Origin of the sequence: Aeromonas veronii bv. veronii (assembly GCF_000820225.1) — a bacterium.
In the GTDB taxonomy this organism is placed as follows: Bacteria; Pseudomonadota; Gammaproteobacteria; order Enterobacterales; family Aeromonadaceae; genus Aeromonas; species Aeromonas veronii.
This window is the reverse complement of sequence record NZ_CDDK01000041.1, coordinates 1-15733: the sequence shown is the minus strand read 5'-3', so window position 1 is coordinate 15733 and position 15733 is coordinate 1. Positions and strand designations below refer to the sequence as shown.

Genomic DNA, 15733 nt, shown 5'->3' with positions numbered 1-15733 from the left:
CCTCTATCTTGCTATTCGCCGTTATAATCACATGTCTGGCCAAGGGGGCTTTCATATGAACAGAGACCAACTGCTTGAGTACCTCGAACATTTCACTTCGGTGACGGACGGCAATCGTCTGGCCGAACTGATCGGTCGCTTTACGCTCGGGATGGGCTATGACTACTATCGCTTCGCCCTGATCCTGCCGATGTCGATGCAAAGGCCCAAGGTGGTGCTGTTCAACCAGTGCCCCGATTCCTGGGTGCAGGCCTATACCGAAAACAACATGCTGGCGTGCGATCCGGTGATCCGGCTGGCACGCAAGCAGACGCTGCCCATTTACTGGAACCGCCTCGATGAGCGGGCCAGTTTTCTGCAGGAGGGAACCATGGATGTGATGGGGTTGGCAGCCGAGTTCGGGTTGCGTAACGGCATCTCCTTCCCTCTGCACGGTGCTGCCGGGGAGAACGGTATTCTCTCCTTCATCACCTCCGAGCGGGCCTCGAGCGACCTGCTGCTGGAGTCCTCGCCGATCCTCTCCTAGATGTCCAATTACATCTTCGAGGCGGCCATTCGGGTGGTGCGTTTCAGCATGATGGACAGTGCGGGTAAAGACCCCTTGACCGAGCGCGAGACCGAGTGCCTGTTCTGGGCCAGCGAAGGGAAGACCTCTAGCGAGATCGCCTGCATCCTCGGGATCACGGAGCGCACGGTCAATTACCATCTCAATCAGGTCACCCGCAAAACCGGCTCCATGAACCGCTATCAGGCCATTGCCAAAGGGGTTAGTACGGGGCTGTTGCTACCCAATCTGGAGCAAGTTGTGGTTACCAACTTCCCCAGATTGCTGCAGTAGGCTGAGCCCGCAGGCGCAACAGATTCTCCTGCCGCACTCTGAGGGTCACAATTGTCAGATCCGGTAATTGACAAGGGCTGGAACAGCGGCTGGGTATGCTGGTTTTTATTAGCAAAATGAATCAATCAGTAAATCAATGAATTTCTAAGAAGGAACCGCCATCGCTATAGTGCCGCTCATTCATCATTTCGAACGGTGCTCTCCATGATGCTCGCAACGACACTGCAAGGCTTCACCATCGGTCTGGCCATGATCATCCCCATCGGCGCCCAGAATGCCTTTGTGCTGAGCCGGGGCATCCATCGCAATCACCATCTGCTGACGGCCACGCTCTGCAGTTTCTGCGATCTCACCCTGATTGCTATCGGCGTATTTGGCGGAGCCAATGTGCTGGCCGCCAGCCCCCTCGGCATGGCGCTACTCACCTGGGGTGGCGTGCTGTTTCTCGGCTGGTTTGGTGGCCGTTCCCTGCTCAGTGCCTGGCGCGGTAAGGGGGAGGGACTTGCCGATTCTGCTCAGCAGATGGGGGCCAAAAGCGTGCTGGCGATGACGCTGGGAGTTACGCTGCTCAATCCCCACGTCTATCTCGATACCCTGATGCTGCTCGGCTCCCTTGGCAGTCAGGTGAGCGAGTCCCTGCGTCCGGCCTTTGCTGCGGGGGCCATGCTGGCCTCGCTGGTGTGGTTCTACTCGCTGGCGCTGGGGGCTGCGGCACTGACGCCCTGGTTGGCCCGCGGCCGGGTGCAGCAGGGGATCGATCTGCTGGTTGGCATCATCATGCTGAGCCTGGCTGTTCAACTGGCCATAGGACGTTGAGGAAGTTAAGGCGGCAGGAATGAGCGACCGGTAACAAAAAGATGCCACTCACATGAGTGGCATCTTTGCTATTGAAAGGGGTCAGACCCTGAACTGGGAGAGTAGGCGCTGTTGCAGCAGGCTGGCTTGATGGAGCGAGGAGGCGAGCTGCAGGCACTCCTGTGCCTCCTGTTCGCCGGTTCTGGCTTGCAGACTGATACCGGAGACCTTGTCAGAGGAGTGGCTCAGGGTGTGTGACAGTTGCCCGGTAGCCACGGCTACCTGCTGCACCATGTCGGCCAGCTGGTCGATGGCGCCTTCCACCTTGAACAGGATCTGCTTGGTGTTCTCGGAGTCCTGCATGCCGGACTCCACCGTCTTGAGGTTGCGTTGCATCATCAGATAGGCGGTCTCGGTCTGCTGCTGGATACTGCTGATCACCTGGCTAATTTCGGCGCTTGATGTTGCGGTGCGATTGGCCAGGGTGCGCACCTCGTCCGCAACCACCGCAAAGCCACGCCCCATCTCCCCCGCGCGGGCCGCTTCGATGGCCGCATTGAGGGCAAGCAGGTTGGTCTGCTCCGAGATGCCGCTGATGGTGGAGATGATCTGGCCAATCTGACCCGCCTGCTCCTTGAGGGAGTTGATGGCGATGGCACACTCGCTCACCTCCTGTACCACCCGCTGCATGCCCGCGCTGGCGGAGGTGACATACTGGCTGCTCTCGGTGGTCAGCTGGCGCACCTCGTTGGCATTGTGGGCCGCCATACTGCAGTTGTCCGAGATACCTGTGGCGACTTGCACCATCTGTTCACTGTCGTGGTGCAGGGCCAGCGCATGTTCGGCAGTCTGGCGGCTGCTTTGGCTGATTGCCTCCACCCGGTTGACCGAGGTGTGAACGTGTTCGCTGATGTGCTGGTTGTTGTCCATGGTGGAGCTGATCATCTTCTGCAATTTCTCGATGAAACGATCCACGCTGTTTGCCAGCGAACCTATCTCGTCATCCCGTTGCAGGTTGATGCGGGCGTTGAGATCTCCCTCGCCGGCGGCGATATCCTGCATCCTTTTGTCCACTTGCAGCAGCGGGGTTACCAGCTTGCGGGTCAGCCAGAAGCCGCAGAGGGTGACCATGATCAGGCTCAGTAACAGGCCACCCAGTAGCAGGGTTCGGGTCTGGCTGATGATGCCGTTGAGCTGGGCCACCTGATCCTCGACGGTGGCATCGCCGCTCTCCTCGATGGCAACCAGCTGTTGTCGCAGCTCATCGGCACTGACCTCATAGGCGGACTGCTGGGCCTGATAGCTGCCGAGCGCATCGACCCACTGTCCCATCAGTTGCTGATGCCGGGCCAACAGGGCGCGATACTCTGCCGACAGTGTCTTGCCGGCAAATTCCCCGGTTCCCTCGATATCGAACAGCCCGGTGCCGAGCATGCTGTCGACCGCTTCGTGGTAGAAATCGGTCGCCTCTTTCAACTCGGCCTTGATCGCCTCTGTGACTCCTTGTCTGCGCATCTTTTCCAGCGCATAGAGCTGGCGCAAAAAGCCTATGTTGGATTCCATCCCCCCGTCGGCCGCTTCCCAGCGAGTGGAGAGGCCGCTGTTCCAGCTGATGGTCTGGTCGGGGGATTGGGTCAGCGCCTCGACCGCGCCATCGCCGATCACCTCCAGCTGGGTCGAGAGGCGGGCCATCAGGTCGGCGTTGTGATGCAGGGCCTGATCCACCTCGGTATAGGCGTGATAGAGCGCCAGCAGCTTCTCTTGTTGCTGTTGATAGCCCTGCTTGTGCTGTTCCATGGTGGCAAGGGCTGCACCATCAATGAGCTGCCCCTGGCTGACCCGGGCCAGCGCGTCATCTGTCGCCGCCTTGGCTGCATCGAGTTCGGCGCGATTGAGCGGGGTGCCGTTTTGCATCTTCTGAATCTGTAGCTGTTGGTTGCCCAGCTCTATGGAGCCCTCCATGGCACCGTCGGCGGTCTGCCAGGCGGCGCCCAATACGTAGGAGAGCAGATTGGCTAGCCGCTGGCTGCCATACCAGCCAACGACCCCCATGCCCAGCGTACAGCCGAGCAATATGGCAAGACCCAGATTGGAGGTGGTAACAATTTTCATGTGATGGCCTTCCTTGGTATCGACATTGGCACCAGTTTCGGTTCCGAACGGGTTTAGTGTAGTGGTTTATCCCCCGCTCGGGGGCCGGTGCGGCGCTGAAACATCCCGTGCACTGGCTGCACCCGATCAAGCATGGTGGAAAATTGGATAAAAAGCCTCTCTGACCACAAGGGTGTTGCTGCCCTATGCTGGATACTTATCCAGTTATTCTTTATGCTATGAGCCAATTTACGAATAGTTGTATTGGTGAGGAGAGAGCCGTGATTGGTCGCTTGAGAGGCATTGTCATTGAAAAGCAGCCCCCCGAGGTCCTGCTGGAAGTGGGCGGGGTTGGCTATGAGGTGCAGATGCCGATGAGCTGCTTCTATGATTTGCCGGAGATCGGCAAGGAAGCGACCATCCATACTCACTTCGTGGTGCGGGAAGATGCCCAGTTGCTCTATGGTTTCAACCACAAACAGGAGCGGGCGCTGTTCCGCGAGCTGATCAAGACCAACGGAGTCGGCCCCAAGCTGGCGCTGGCTATTCTCTCCGGCATGACAGCTACCCAGTTTGTGCTGAGTGTCGAACGTGAAGAGATAAGCTCTTTAGTCAAACTGCCGGGAGTCGGCAAGAAGACCGCCGAGCGGCTGGTGGTGGAGATGAAGGATCGCCTCAAGGGGTGGGTAAGTCACGACCTCTTCTCCCCGGCCATGGTCACCTTGCCAGCCAGTGAGCCCGAATTGCGGGCACCTGATGTGACCGAAGAGGCGGCCAGTGCGCTGGTGGCCTTAGGTTACAAGCCGCAGCAGGCGAGTCAGATTGTCAGCAAGATCGCCAAAGAGGGGATGTCGGTGGAAGATATCATCCGTGAATCCCTGCGTAGCCTGGTATGAGGTAGTTGATGATTGAAGCAGACCGCCTCATTTCGGCCAGTGCCGCCCGTGAGGATGACATTATTGACCGGGCTATCCGCCCCAAGAAGCTGGCTGACTACACCGGTCAGGATACCGTCTGCGAACAGATGGAGATCTTTATCGAAGCGGCCCGTCAACGGGGCGAAGCGCTCGATCACCTGCTGATCTTCGGCCCGCCGGGCTTGGGCAAGACCACCCTCGCCAACATCGTCGCCAACGAGATGGGGGTCAATATCAAGACCACCTCCGGCCCGGTACTGGAGAAAGCAGGGGATCTGGCCGCGCTGCTCACCAACCTCGAACCGAACGATGTGCTGTTCATCGATGAGATCCACCGTCTTAGCCCGGTGGTGGAAGAGGTGCTCTATCCGGCGATGGAGGATTACCAGCTCGACATCATGATCGGGGAGGGACCCGCAGCTCGCTCCATCAAGCTGGATCTGCCTCCCTTCACCCTGATTGGCGCCACCACCCGGGCAGGTTCACTGACTAGCCCGCTGCGGGATCGCTTCGGTATCGTCCAGCGGCTGGAGTTCTACAACGTCAAGGATCTGACCGATATCGTCTCCCGCAGCGCCCGTTGTCTGGGGCTCGACATGACGGAAGATGGTGCCATTGAGGTCGCCCGTCGCTCTCGCGGCACGCCGCGGATTGCTAACCGTTTGTTAAGGCGGGTGCGCGACTTTGCCCAGGTGAAATCCGATGGCCGGATCGACGGCCCCATTGCTGCCCGCGCCATGGACATGCTGGATGTCGATAACGAAGGTTTTGACTTCATGGACCGCAAGTTATTGTTGGCTGTGATAGACAAGTTTATGGGGGGCCCGGTGGGTCTCGATAATCTGGCCGCCGCGATCGGGGAAGAGAAAGATACTATCGAAGATGTGCTGGAGCCTTATCTGATCCAGCAAGGGTATCTGCAACGTACACCCAGAGGACGGATTGCGACCACACGGGCCTACGCTCATTTCGGTCTTCAGCGACCAGATGAGAAGTAAAAACAGTCGTTTGAACATGAAACCGCCGTCAAAGGCGGTTTTTTATTATCCGGGCAAAAAAAAGCCCACGGCGGATGCGGTGGGCAAAGACAATTCAGGATGGATGTTCACAGACAGTGAGTGCGTCTGGACACAGACCGGAAAATAAACAGGTGAGCCGTCGCGAGCTCTCAGAGTCGGTTCAGTTGATAGAGCTGAACAAAGGAAAGCTTGTAGTAACGGATGGTTTTAGCAACAAACTTTTTCATCTTCGATTCCAATAGACAGGTTCAAATTGATCGTCGAATACGTACCGTGAACCCGGATTAACCGGCCTGTATCCAAGGGTATGCCCTCACTGCGAGGCGCATTGTAGGAGTTCGAATCGACCCCGGCAAACAAGAAAAATTGCACTCTTCAAATTAGTTTATCTAATGTCTTTATTGATGAAATTGGTTCGCATGAGTATGCATTCTTTGCAATTTTAAATTGAGTTTTCGAATCAGATTGCCTGACTCGGATAACATGGAAAAAGGCGCGTCATTCACGCTTTTCAAATTAAACCGAGTGGCGGGATGTTAAATTCTTAAATTGATTTAAATCAATGTTTTACGCTTTATCGTGTTTTGTGATCTGGCTCGCGTCAATAATCGTGAAATAGATTAAAAATGCCTTTCAAAGCCATGTATGGCGGGTCCTTTTACATTGATTTCAATCAAATAAAGGTGATATAAAAACCCGGTCATCATGGGCGAGAATAAATTTAGGCTGATTGTTTTGGAATTGTTAAACATTAGCTTTATTTGTGTTCTCGTATTGCCTTGTTGTTAATGCCAGTGGTTACTGAACGCGTTTTGTTGTGACACGTCCCAATAAGGCTCATTCGATAACCTCCAACGGAAGCTTTGTGCTTAAAACTTAAAATAGCCGTGCCAATAATCGGTGAGGAAACATCATGATTGCTGAGCATGTGGTAGACCTATCGCGGTTCCAGTTCGCTGCGACGGCCCTTTATCACTTTTTGTTTGTACCCCTGACGCTGGGAATGGCCTTTCTCCTGGCGATCATGGAATCCGTCTATGTGATGACCAACAACACCATCTACCGGGACATGACCAAATTCTGGGGTAAGTTGTTTGGTATCAACTTTGCTTTGGGGGTCACCACAGGTCTGGCCATGGAGTTCCAGTTCGGGACGAACTGGGCTTACTACTCCCATTATGTCGGCGATATCTTCGGGGCCCCGCTGGCTATCGAAGGGCTGATGGCCTTCTTCCTGGAGTCCACCTTCGTCGGTATGTTCTTCTTTGGTTGGGATCGTCTGAGCAAGCATCAGCATCTGGCTGCCACCTGGTTGATGGCGCTGGGTACCAACCTCTCCGCCCTCTGGATCCTGGTCGCCAACGGCTGGATGCAGAACCCGGTCGGTGCCGAGTTCAACTTCGAATCCATGCGGATGGAGATGATGAGCTTCGCTGACGTGGTGCTCAACCCGGTTGCTCAGGTCAAGTTCGTCCACACTGTGGCGGCTGGTTATACCTGTGGCGCCATGTTTGTGCTGGGTATCTCCTCCTACTACCTGCTGAAGAATCGTGATGTGGCGTTCGCCCGTCGCTCCTTCGCCATTGCCGCCGCGTTCGGTATGGCTTCCATCGTGTCCGTGCTGATCCTCGGTGACGAATCCGGTTACGAGACCGGTGAAGTGCAGAAGGTGAAACTGGCCGCTATCGAAGCCGAGTGGGAAACTGAACCTGCTCCGGCCGCCTTTACCCTGTTCGGTATTCCGAATCAGGAAGAGATGCGCACCGACTACGCCATCAAGATCCCCTATGCGCTGGGCATTATCGCGACCCGTTCTCTGGACGGTCAGGTAACCGGTCTGAAGGATCTGAAGAGCGAGCACGAACTGCGCGTTCGTAACGGTATGACCGCTTACGACCTGCTGACCAAGCTGCAATCCGGTGACAAGTCTGACGAGACCCGCGCTCGCTTCGACGAAGTGAAGCAGGATCTGGGCTACGGTCTGCTGCTCAAGCGCTACACCAGCAACGTGACCGATGCTACCGACGAGCAGATCAAGGCCGCAGTGGATGACTCCATCCCGCAGGTTCTGCCGCTGTTCTTCGCCTTCCGCATCATGGTTGCCGTTGGCATGCTGATGCTGGTGCTGATTGGTATGGCCTTCTATGACAGTGCCCGCCACCAGATCGGCAAGCGCAAGTGGCTGCTCAAGGGTCTGCTGTGGGGTATCCCGCTGCCGTGGATCGCTATTGAAGCTGGCTGGTTTGTGGCTGAATATGGTCGCCAACCGTGGACCATTGCAGAGGTGTTGCCGACTTCCCTCTCTGCATCCAATTTGCCTGCAGCCGAGATCTGGTTCTCTCTGATCGGTATCTGCCTGTTCTATACCGTACTTCTGGTTATCGAGATGTACCTGATGTTCAAGTATGCCCGTCTTGGCCCCAGCAGCCTGAAGACTGGCAAGTATCACTTTGAACAGATCAAGGCATAAGGAGAGCGACCATGTTTGATTACGAAACTCTGCGTGTCATTTGGTGGGCTCTGGTCGGCGTACTGCTGATCGGTTTTGCCATCACTGACGGCTTCGACATGGGGGTAGGCGCACTGCTCCCGTTTGTCGGCAAGAAAGATGTCGAGCGCCGCGTGATGCTCAACACCATGGGACCGCACTGGGAAGGTAACCAGGTTTGGCTGGTCACTGCCGGTGGTGCCTTGTTCGCCGCCTGGCCGATGGTATATGCCGCGACCTTCTCCGGCTTCTACATCGCCATGATCCTGACCTTGATGGCGCTGTTCCTGCGTCCAGTCGGTTTCAAGTACCGCTCACTGCGTGCTGATGCAAAATGGCGCAGCAACTGGGACTGGGCCTTGTTCGCCGGTAGCGCCGTACCGCCCATCGTCTTTGGTGTGGCCTTTGGCAACCTGCTGCAAGGCGTTCCGTTCGAGTTTAACCAGTTCATGATGTTGACCTATCACGGCAACTTCTTCGGCCTGCTTAACCCGTTCGGCATTCTTGCTGGTCTGGTGAGCCTGTTTATGCTGCTCACCCAGGGCGCAACCTGGTTGATGATGAAGACCGACGGTGAAGTGCTGGCGCGTTCCCGCACGGCTGCCATGATCTGCTCACTGCTGACCCTGGTGCTGTTTGCTGCCGCGGGTTGGTGGGTAAGCGGTATGGAAGGGTATGTCATCGTCAAGGCTGCCGCGACTGACGCAGTATCCAACCCGATGAACAAGGAAGTTGTCCTGCAGGCTGGTGCCTGGATGAACAACTACACCCTCTATCCGTGGATGGTGGCTGCCCCTGTACTGGGCCTGGCCATGAGCCTGCTGACTGCGCTGTTTGCCCGCATGAACATCGGCTGGCTGGCGTTTACCAGCTCCTCGCTGGCGATTGCCGGGGTCATCCTCACTGCCGGTTTCTCCATGTTCCCGTTCGTGATGCCCTCAAGCCTTGAGCCGTCACTGAGCCTGACCATGTGGGATGCTACCGCCTCTTTCAACACCTTGCAGGTGATGACTGTGGCTGCAGCGATCTTCGTACCGATTGTGCTGGGTTACACCATCTGGACTTACATCAAGATGTTTGGCCGGGTAACCAACAAGCACATCGAAGATAACCAACAATCTCTCTATTAAGAGGTGCGCTGACAATGTGGTATTTCACCTGGATCCTGGGGCTGTTGCTGGCCTGTGCATTTGGCATCATCAATGCGCTGTGGCTGGAACACACCGAGAACATGGATCGTCAGATCGATGAAAACAAGTGATCGACTCGCCAGGCTGGCCGCTCCACTGGAGCGGCAGCCGTGGCAGGGGTTGATGTTACTCGCGGCGGCCTTGTTGGCCGTCGCTATTTTACAGGCCCCCAATTTGATCGCGGCCAACACCAGCGAGCATGGTCTCTGGCTTGCTCCCTGGCTGATGTGGGCCGTCTGTTGTGGCGTACTTAACGGGCTTGGCTTTCATCTGAAAAGCCTGCCCGGACGTGTGCTATTCAACCCCTGGCTCGCCTGGCCCAGTTTGTTGTATGGCCTCTGGCTGACACATTCATATTTCCTTTCATAAAAAACGGGGGGAGGCAGGATTTCCCTGTCTCCCCCTGCTTCTTTCCTATTCAGCCCTGCGCTATGATAGCCCCCCATCTGACTGTCGAATGGATCACAGATTGTTATGGGGGAAGTCTTTGAGTTTCCGGTGCGTGTCTACTACGAAGACACCGACGCTGGGGGCATCGTCTACAACGCCAATTATCTCAAGTTTATGGAACGTGCTCGCACCGAGTTTCTTCGTGCCAAAGGGGTCGAACAGGACGTCTGGCTGAAGGAGGGATATGCCTTCGTGGTGAGCCGAACTGAGATCGATTTCCGCTCGGCGGCCCGTTTTAATGAACTATTGAATGTATTAACGCAAGTGATTGAAGTGAAACGCGCATCCCTGCGCTTTTCGCAGCAGATCCTGGCGGCTGATGGACGACTGATCACCCAGGCCATGGTACAGATAGCCTGTGTCAGTCATCCGCAAATGAAACCTGTAGCTATACCTGAAAAAATCAAGGGAGTGCTGTTAAGTGCACGCTGAAATTTCGTTTATTGGCCTGTTTTGGCAAGCCAGCCTGTTGGTAAAACTGGTCATGATGACCCTGATGAGCATGTCTATTGTCTCGTGGGCGCTGATTATCCAGCGTTCAAAGGCGATCAAGGCGGCCAATCTCGCATCGGAACAGTTTGAAGATCGCTTCTGGTCAGGGGTCGATCTCAATCGCCTCTATCAGGAGTCCTCTTCCCGCCGCGATGATATCGAAGGCATGGAAGATATCTTCTACTCCGGCTTCAAGGAGTATGCCCGCTTGCTCAAGGCCGGTGCCCGTGGTCAGGATGCGGTGATGGATGGTACCTACCGCGCCATGCGTGTCTCCCTCTCCCGCGCGGTGGACGATCTGGAATCCAACCTGCCGGTGCTGGCGACCATCGGCTCCATCAGCCCCTATATCGGTCTGTTCGGTACCGTATGGGGGATCATGAACGCCTTTATCGCCCTGGGTCAGGTGCAGCAGGCCACCCTGCAGATGGTGGCACCGGGTATCGCGGAAGCGCTGATCGCCACCGCCATGGGTCTGTTTGCCGCTATCCCGGCGGTTATCTTCTACAACCGCTTCTCCAACAAGGTCGAGCGGCTGGAGAACGCCTACGCCAACTTCATGGACGAGTTCACCACCATTCTGAACCGTCAAATTGCACAGCAGCAGGGTGATCAGTAATGCAAACCTATCAGCGGATCCGGCGCAAGAAGGTGGCCGAGATCAACGTGGTTCCCTATATCGACGTCATGCTGGTGCTGCTTATCATCTTTATGGCGGTCACGCCGGTGATCACGCAAGGGGTCAAGGTGGATCTGCCACAGGCTGAGTCCGAGCAGTTGCCGGAAGATGCCAAGCCGCCCTTCATCGTCAGCGTCAATACCGAAGGCGAGTATGTCATCAAGGCTGGCGAAGCCGATGACGAGCCGGTGCCAAGCGGCACGCCAGAGGCGATGCAGCAATATATCACCGAAAAAGCCATGGGCTATCTGGCGATCAACCAGAATGCCCCCGTGGTGGTCGCGGGTGACAAGGCCGTGCGCTACGAAGAGGTGATCCTGTTGATGGTGGCCCTCAAGAAAGCGGGTGTGCCTCAGGTTGGCCTGATGACAGATCCGGTGAACTAACGGAGATGGATGTGAAGCGTGGTATTTCCGGTTATCTCATCGCGTCGTTTCTGCTGCACCTGATCATCGGCATCATCCTGTTTGTCGGGCTCGATTTCAGCAAACCGAAACGACCCGAGTCGAAGGGGCAGATCGTCAATGCCGTCATGCTCGATGAGAACTTCCTCAACGAACAGGCCAAGCAGATCCAGCAGCAGAAATCTCAGCCCAAGCCTCAAAAGGTAGAGAAAGAGAAGGATAAGGAAGACACGGATCTCGCCAAGCGTGAGCTGGCTCAGAAACAGGAGCAGCTTCGCATCGCCGAGACCAAGCGCAAGCAGGCCGAAGAGGCGACTCGCAAGGCCGAGGCCGAAAAGCAGAAGAAGGTTGCCGAGCAGAAGCAGGCGGAAGAGAAGGCCCAAAAAGCCGAGGAAGCCCGCAAGCTGGAAGAACAGAAGGCCAAGAAGGCCGAAGCCGAGCGTAAAGCGGCGGAAGCCGAGAGCAAGGCGTTGGCACTGAAGAAGAAAAAGGAACAAGAGAAGAAAGAGGCCGAAGAGAAGGCCAAGGCGGCAGAAGCCAAGGCCAAGAAAGCCGAAGCTGACAAGAAGGCCAAAGCTGAAGCCGAGAAGAAAGCCAAGGCAGAAGCAGAGAAAAAAGCCAAAGCCGAAGCCGAGAAGAAGGCCAAGGAAGAGGCTGAGAAAAAGGCAAAAGCTGACGCAGAGAAGAAAGCCAAGGCAGAGGCCGAAAAGCAGGCCAAGATCGCGGCTGAGCGCAAGCGTAAAGCAGCCGAGCAGGCCAAGCTGCAAAAAGAGATGGAAGAGATGATGCAGCAGCAGCTGTCGGCTGAGGCCAATGCCCGCAGTCAGGCTGCATCGGCAGCAGCCCAGGGCGAAGTCGACAAATATGCGGCGCTCATCAAGGCCACTGTTGAGCGGTATATGATTTTGGATCCCACCATGCGGGGCAAAACATGTACTATCGGCGTACGTCTTGCGAGCAGTGGCTTTGTCATATCGGTAGATAACGGCCAGGGTGACCCGGCGGTCTGTCGTTCCGGTAAGGCGGCTGTTCTGAAAGCCAATCAACTGCCTGTGCCCAAGGATCCTGCGGCATTCGAGATGTTGAAGGAATTTAACCTGAAGTTAGAACCGAGTATCTAAGCGTGATAAAACGAGGTTGCTTGCCTTTGGTTGGCAACCTCTAGCCGAGAAAGGAATTTAACCTCTCATCTATATTGGAACCGAGTATTTAAGCCATGATCAGAAAAGTATTTTTTGCTTTGGTTGGCTGTTTGTTGCTGGGCCAGAGTGCCCAGGCGGCCCTGGACATCGTCATCACCGGCGGTATTGATAGCGCACGCCCCATCGCTGTCGCCCCCTTCAAGTGGGAAGGCAACGGGCAGTTGCCGCAGGACATCGCGGAAGTGGTCTCCAACGACCTGATGCGCAGCGGCAAGTTCAAGCCGCTGGCCCGTGGCCAGATGCCGCAGACCCCGAGCAGCAGCAGCGAGATCAACTTCGCTCCCTGGGCCTCCCAAGGGGTTGAAGCCGTGGTGGTGGGTTCCATTTCGGCAGTCGGTGACGGCACCTACAAGGTGAACTTCGAGCTGGTCGATGTGCTGAAAGGCCAGCTGGCCAAGGCACAAGGTGGCGAGAGCAACGGTTACATTCTGGATAGCCGTATGGCGACCATCCCGGGTGCCCAGATGCGCCAGTTTGCCCACCGTATCTCCGACATCGTCTATGAGCGTTTGACTGGCGAGCGCGGTGCCTTCCTGACCCGTCTGGCTTACGTCTCCGTACAGCAGGGTACCCAGTTCCCGTACCAGCTGCGCATTTCTGACTACGACGGTTACAACGAGAAGACCCTGCTGCGCTCCCGCGAGCCGTTGATGTCTCCGGCCTGGTCGCCGGATGGCAGCAAGCTGGCTTACGTGAGCTTCGAGAACCAGAAGTCCGAAATCTACGTGCAGGATATCTACACCCAGCAGCGCAGCCTGATCACCAGTTTCCGCGGTATCAACGGGGCGCCGGAGTGGTCTCCGGATGGTCGTCGTCTGGCTATCGTTCTCTCCAAAGATGGTTCACCGAACCTCTATGTGGTTGATGTCGCTAGCAAGCAGCTGACCCGCGTCACTACCAGCCGTGTGATCGACACTGAACCCTCCTGGATGCCGGACGGGCAAAATTTGTTGTTCACCTCTGAACGTGGTGGCAAACCCCAGATTTATAGCGTAAATTTGGCGACTGGTATGACTCGCCGGATGACTTGGGAAGGTGAATCCAACCAGGGTGCATCCATCACTCCTGATGGCAAAATCATGGTGATGGTGACCCGTGTTCAGGGACAGTATCGTATTGCCCGCCAGGACATGGAAAACAATGCCCTGTTGGTCCTTACCCAGAGTGCTCTGGATGAGTCGCCAAGTGTGGCTCCCAATGGCAGCATGATCATTTATGCCACCATCTATCAGGGTCGTAAGAGTCTTGCGTTGGTGTCGACTGATGGTCGCTTCAAGGCTGTGCTTCCGACCAGTAGCGGTGAAATTCGTGCACCAGCTTGGTCGCCCTTCTTGAATTGATAAAAATCCAATTGTTTTTTGTTTTGTTATAAAGGTTTAAGGAAATAGCATGCAACTCAATAAACTGCTCAAGGGTTTGGCCATCGCACTGCCACTGTTCACCCTGGCCGCTTGTAGTTCTTCTTCTGATTCCGACGCCGCTGGCGCTGAATCAGGTATGACCGACGGCATGGGCGGTGTACAAACCGGCGGCGCCAACGGCATGTTGTCCCCGGAAGAGCAGATGCGTCAGAAGTTCGAAGCACTGCAGCGTGACAACGTGATCTACTTCCCGTTCGACGGTTACGATATCCAGGGTCAGTACGCTGATCTGCTGGATGCCCACGCCAGCTACCTGCGCGAGCGCCCGAGCGTGAAAGTCCTGATCGAAGGTCACGCCGACGAGCGCGGTACTCCCGAGTACAACATCGCCCTGGGCGAGCGTCGTGCCAAGGCTGTTGCCAAGTATCTGCAAACCCTGGGTGTGCAGGCCGAGCAGCTCTCCATCGTCAGCTATGGCGAAGAGAAGCCGCTGGACATGTCCCACACCGAGGATGCCTTTGCCAAAAACCGCCGCGCGGTTCTGGTTTACTAAGGTTTGAACCGAACGAAGTTCGTTTATATGCAAGCGGCCATTTCGATGGCCGTTTTATTTGCACTAAACGCCAAGGTTTGATCCGAATGAAATCTGCATATGCGAGCGACGATGGCGCTGGCCGTTTTATCTGTACTAAACGCTAAGGTTTGATCCGAATGAAATCTGTGTACAAGCAAGCTGTCGTTGCGTTGGCCGTAATGGTTGTTCTGAATGCGCAAGCTGCGGCTCCTGTCAGCGATCTGGGTGGTGACTCGGGTGGTGGGGTTGTCCTTAGCGGCAACAACGGTGCCATCGTGCCCACCGGTAGCCTGGAAGATCGGGTTGCCCTGCTGGAGCGCACCCTCAATGCCCGTCTGCGACTGCAAGCTGAATTGCAGCAACAGGTCGACTCCCTGCAAGGGGAGGTCTCCGAACTGCGCGGTCAGCTGGAGCAGCAGACCTACCAGATGGAACAGTCGCAAGAGCGCCAGCGTCAGCTCTACCAGGAGCTCGACAAGGTTGCCAGCAGCCAGCAAGCTGCTCCAGCCGCCCCGGCCCCTGCTGCTGCCACACCGGCTGCTGCCGCCAATTACTCAACCAATCAGGATGAGAACCAGGCCTACGACGCAGCGGTCAACATGGTGCTCAAAGAGAAGAACTACGACAAAGCCATTCCGGCTTTCCAGGGCTTCATCAAGCAGTACCCCAATTCGGGCTATGTTCCCAATGCACACTACTGGCTCGGCCAGTTGCTGTTCAACAAGGGTGACAGAGCCGGAGCCTCGGCCCAGTTTTCGACCGTGGCCAACAAATACAGCAAATCCCCCAAGCGAGCCGATGCGCTGCTGAAGCTGGGTATGCTGGCGCAGCTGGATGGCAAGAAGACGGAAGCCAAATCCTTCTATGAGCAGGTGATCAAGGGCTATCCCAACACCTCGCCAGCCCAGTTGGCCAAACAGAGTCTGGCCAAGCTGTAACATTGCTGTATGTCACTGTTTTCGTAACGCTACTGTAAAAACAGCCTGCATTTGTACGCACAGTGAGCAAACGGATTTAAATTACGAATTTTCTGTTGCACCGGAAATTTAAATCCGTAATATAGGCCGCCGTCAGAGCCGAAGCAGTAATGCAGTCGGAACTGGTCGTGGTGAGGGTCGTTAGCTCAGTCGGTAGAGCAGTTGACTTTTAATCAATTGGTCGCTGGTTCGAATCCAGCACGACCCACCATTTCTCCACTCGGTGGAGACAGAATTCCCAGGTCGTTTAGCTCAG

At 56.0% G+C, this 15733-nt stretch carries 15 protein-coding genes, 1 tRNA gene and 1 pseudogene; 16 read left to right on the top strand and 1 reads right to left on the bottom strand.

All coding sequences use genetic code 11. The annotated features are described in order from the left end of the window. Positions 1 to 55: 55 nt before the first annotated feature. Both BN1139_RS17340 and lysE read left to right on the top strand, forming a co-directional pair. Positions 56 to 838 (top strand): annotated as a pseudogene (locus tag BN1139_RS17340) (LuxR family transcriptional regulator). Positions 839 to 1045: 207 nt separating this feature from the next. After that, positions 1046 to 1654, top strand: coding sequence for an L-lysine exporter (gene lysE / locus BN1139_RS17335; protein ID WP_041202819.1), 609 nt, complete (start codon positions 1046 to 1048; stop codon positions 1652 to 1654). Between the two features lie 81 nt (positions 1655 to 1735). Here the strand turns inward: lysE and BN1139_RS17330 are convergent, their stop codons facing one another. Beyond that, positions 1736 to 3745 carry a methyl-accepting chemotaxis protein gene (locus BN1139_RS17330; protein ID WP_005354766.1) on the bottom strand — a complete coding sequence of 670 codons (2010 nt, stop codon included), beginning with the start codon at positions 3743 to 3745 and terminating at the stop codon, positions 1736 to 1738. Between the two features lie 260 nt (positions 3746 to 4005). On the opposite strand from BN1139_RS17330, the gene ruvA reads away from it, so the two are divergent. The 14 genes from ruvA to BN1139_RS17260 all read left to right on the top strand — a co-directional run bounded on the left by ruvA (position 4006) and on the right by BN1139_RS17260 (position 15688). After that, positions 4006 to 4620 carry a Holliday junction branch migration protein RuvA gene (gene ruvA, locus BN1139_RS17325; RefSeq protein WP_005335746.1) on the top strand — a complete coding sequence of 205 codons (615 nt, stop codon included), beginning with the start codon at positions 4006 to 4008 and terminating at the stop codon, positions 4618 to 4620. Positions 4621 to 4628: 8 nt separating this feature from the next. Then, the gene (ruvB, locus tag BN1139_RS17320; protein WP_005335744.1) at positions 4629 to 5639 is read left to right on the top strand and encodes a Holliday junction branch migration DNA helicase RuvB; all 1011 of its coding nucleotides are present in this window, start codon (positions 4629 to 4631) and stop codon (positions 5637 to 5639) included. Between the two features lie 934 nt (positions 5640 to 6573). Next, positions 6574 to 8130 carry a cytochrome ubiquinol oxidase subunit I gene (locus BN1139_RS17315; protein ID WP_005335743.1) on the top strand — a complete coding sequence of 519 codons (1557 nt, stop codon included), beginning with the start codon at positions 6574 to 6576 and terminating at the stop codon, positions 8128 to 8130. Positions 8131 to 8141: 11 nt separating this feature from the next. Beyond that, positions 8142 to 9278, top strand: coding sequence for a cytochrome d ubiquinol oxidase subunit II (gene cydB, locus BN1139_RS17310; RefSeq protein ID WP_005335741.1), 1137 nt, complete (start codon positions 8142 to 8144; stop codon positions 9276 to 9278). 14 nt (positions 9279 to 9292) lie between these two features. After that, a complete protein-coding gene (cydX, locus tag BN1139_RS21140) occupies positions 9293 to 9409 on the top strand; it encodes a cytochrome bd-I oxidase subunit CydX (RefSeq protein ID WP_005304933.1) in 117 nt (38 codons plus the stop codon). Then, positions 9396 to 9707 carry a cyd operon YbgE family protein gene (locus tag BN1139_RS17300; RefSeq protein WP_041202810.1) on the top strand — a complete coding sequence of 104 codons (312 nt, stop codon included), beginning with the start codon at positions 9396 to 9398 and terminating at the stop codon, positions 9705 to 9707. The genes cydX and BN1139_RS17300 overlap by 14 nt, the downstream gene beginning before the upstream one ends. A gap of 105 nt (positions 9708 to 9812) precedes the next feature. Beyond that, positions 9813 to 10220 (top strand): tol-pal system-associated acyl-CoA thioesterase, encoded by a 408-nt coding sequence (ybgC, locus tag BN1139_RS17295; RefSeq protein WP_005354764.1) that lies wholly within the window; start codon positions 9813 to 9815, stop codon positions 10218 to 10220. Further along, positions 10210 to 10899, top strand: a complete 690-nt coding sequence (gene tolQ, locus BN1139_RS17290; RefSeq protein ID WP_005335735.1) for a protein TolQ — start codon at positions 10210 to 10212, stop codon at positions 10897 to 10899. Before ybgC ends, tolQ begins: the two co-directional genes overlap by 11 nt. Further along, entirely contained in the window at positions 10899 to 11345 is a 447-nt protein-coding gene (gene tolR, locus BN1139_RS17285) for a protein TolR (RefSeq protein WP_005354757.1), read from the top strand. The genes tolQ and tolR overlap by 1 nt, the downstream gene beginning before the upstream one ends. A 5-nt stretch (positions 11346 to 11350) precedes the next feature. Further along, the gene (gene tolA / locus BN1139_RS17280) at positions 11351 to 12484 is read left to right on the top strand and encodes a cell envelope integrity protein TolA (RefSeq protein ID WP_013723471.1); all 1134 of its coding nucleotides are present in this window, start codon (positions 11351 to 11353) and stop codon (positions 12482 to 12484) included. 95 nt (positions 12485 to 12579) lie between these two features. Further along, positions 12580 to 13905: a Tol-Pal system beta propeller repeat protein TolB gene (tolB, locus tag BN1139_RS17275; protein WP_005335728.1), complete on the top strand. Its 1326-nt coding sequence runs from the start codon at positions 12580 to 12582 to the stop codon at positions 13903 to 13905. A gap of 49 nt (positions 13906 to 13954) precedes the next feature. Next, on the top strand, positions 13955 to 14479 hold the full coding sequence (gene pal, locus BN1139_RS17270; protein ID WP_005304908.1) for a peptidoglycan-associated lipoprotein Pal: 525 nt from the start codon (positions 13955 to 13957) through the stop codon (positions 14477 to 14479). Between the two features lie 158 nt (positions 14480 to 14637). Further along, positions 14638 to 15438 (top strand): tol-pal system protein YbgF, encoded by an 801-nt coding sequence (ybgF, locus tag BN1139_RS17265; protein ID WP_005354755.1) that lies wholly within the window; start codon positions 14638 to 14640, stop codon positions 15436 to 15438. Positions 15439 to 15612: 174 nt separating this feature from the next. Next, a tRNA-Lys gene (locus BN1139_RS17260) sits at positions 15613 to 15688 on the top strand. The last annotated feature ends 45 nt before the right edge of the window (positions 15689 to 15733 follow it).

Coding starts and splice junctions, on each gene's coding strand:
- lysE (WP_041202819.1), top strand. CDS start 1,046: ATGCTCGCAACGACACTGCAAGGCTTCACCATCGGTCTGGCCATGATC.
- BN1139_RS17330 (WP_005354766.1), bottom strand. CDS start 3,745: ATGAAAATTGTTACCACCTCCAATCTGGGTCTTGCCATATTGCTCGGC.
- ruvB (WP_005335744.1), top strand. CDS start 4,629: ATGATTGAAGCAGACCGCCTCATTTCGGCCAGTGCCGCCCGTGAGGAT.
- BN1139_RS17315 (WP_005335743.1), top strand. CDS start 6,574: ATGATTGCTGAGCATGTGGTAGACCTATCGCGGTTCCAGTTCGCTGCG.
- cydB (WP_005335741.1), top strand. CDS start 8,142: ATGTTTGATTACGAAACTCTGCGTGTCATTTGGTGGGCTCTGGTCGGC.
- cydX (WP_005304933.1), top strand. CDS start 9,293: ATGTGGTATTTCACCTGGATCCTGGGGCTGTTGCTGGCCTGTGCATTT.
- BN1139_RS17300 (WP_041202810.1), top strand. CDS start 9,396: ATGAAAACAAGTGATCGACTCGCCAGGCTGGCCGCTCCACTGGAGCGG.
- ybgC (WP_005354764.1), top strand. CDS start 9,813: ATGGGGGAAGTCTTTGAGTTTCCGGTGCGTGTCTACTACGAAGACACC.
- tolR (WP_005354757.1), top strand. CDS start 10,899: ATGCAAACCTATCAGCGGATCCGGCGCAAGAAGGTGGCCGAGATCAAC.
- tolA (WP_013723471.1), top strand. CDS start 11,351: ATGGATGTGAAGCGTGGTATTTCCGGTTATCTCATCGCGTCGTTTCTG.
- tolB (WP_005335728.1), top strand. CDS start 12,580: ATGATCAGAAAAGTATTTTTTGCTTTGGTTGGCTGTTTGTTGCTGGGC.
- pal (WP_005304908.1), top strand. CDS start 13,955: ATGCAACTCAATAAACTGCTCAAGGGTTTGGCCATCGCACTGCCACTG.
- ybgF (WP_005354755.1), top strand. CDS start 14,638: ATGAAATCTGTGTACAAGCAAGCTGTCGTTGCGTTGGCCGTAATGGTT.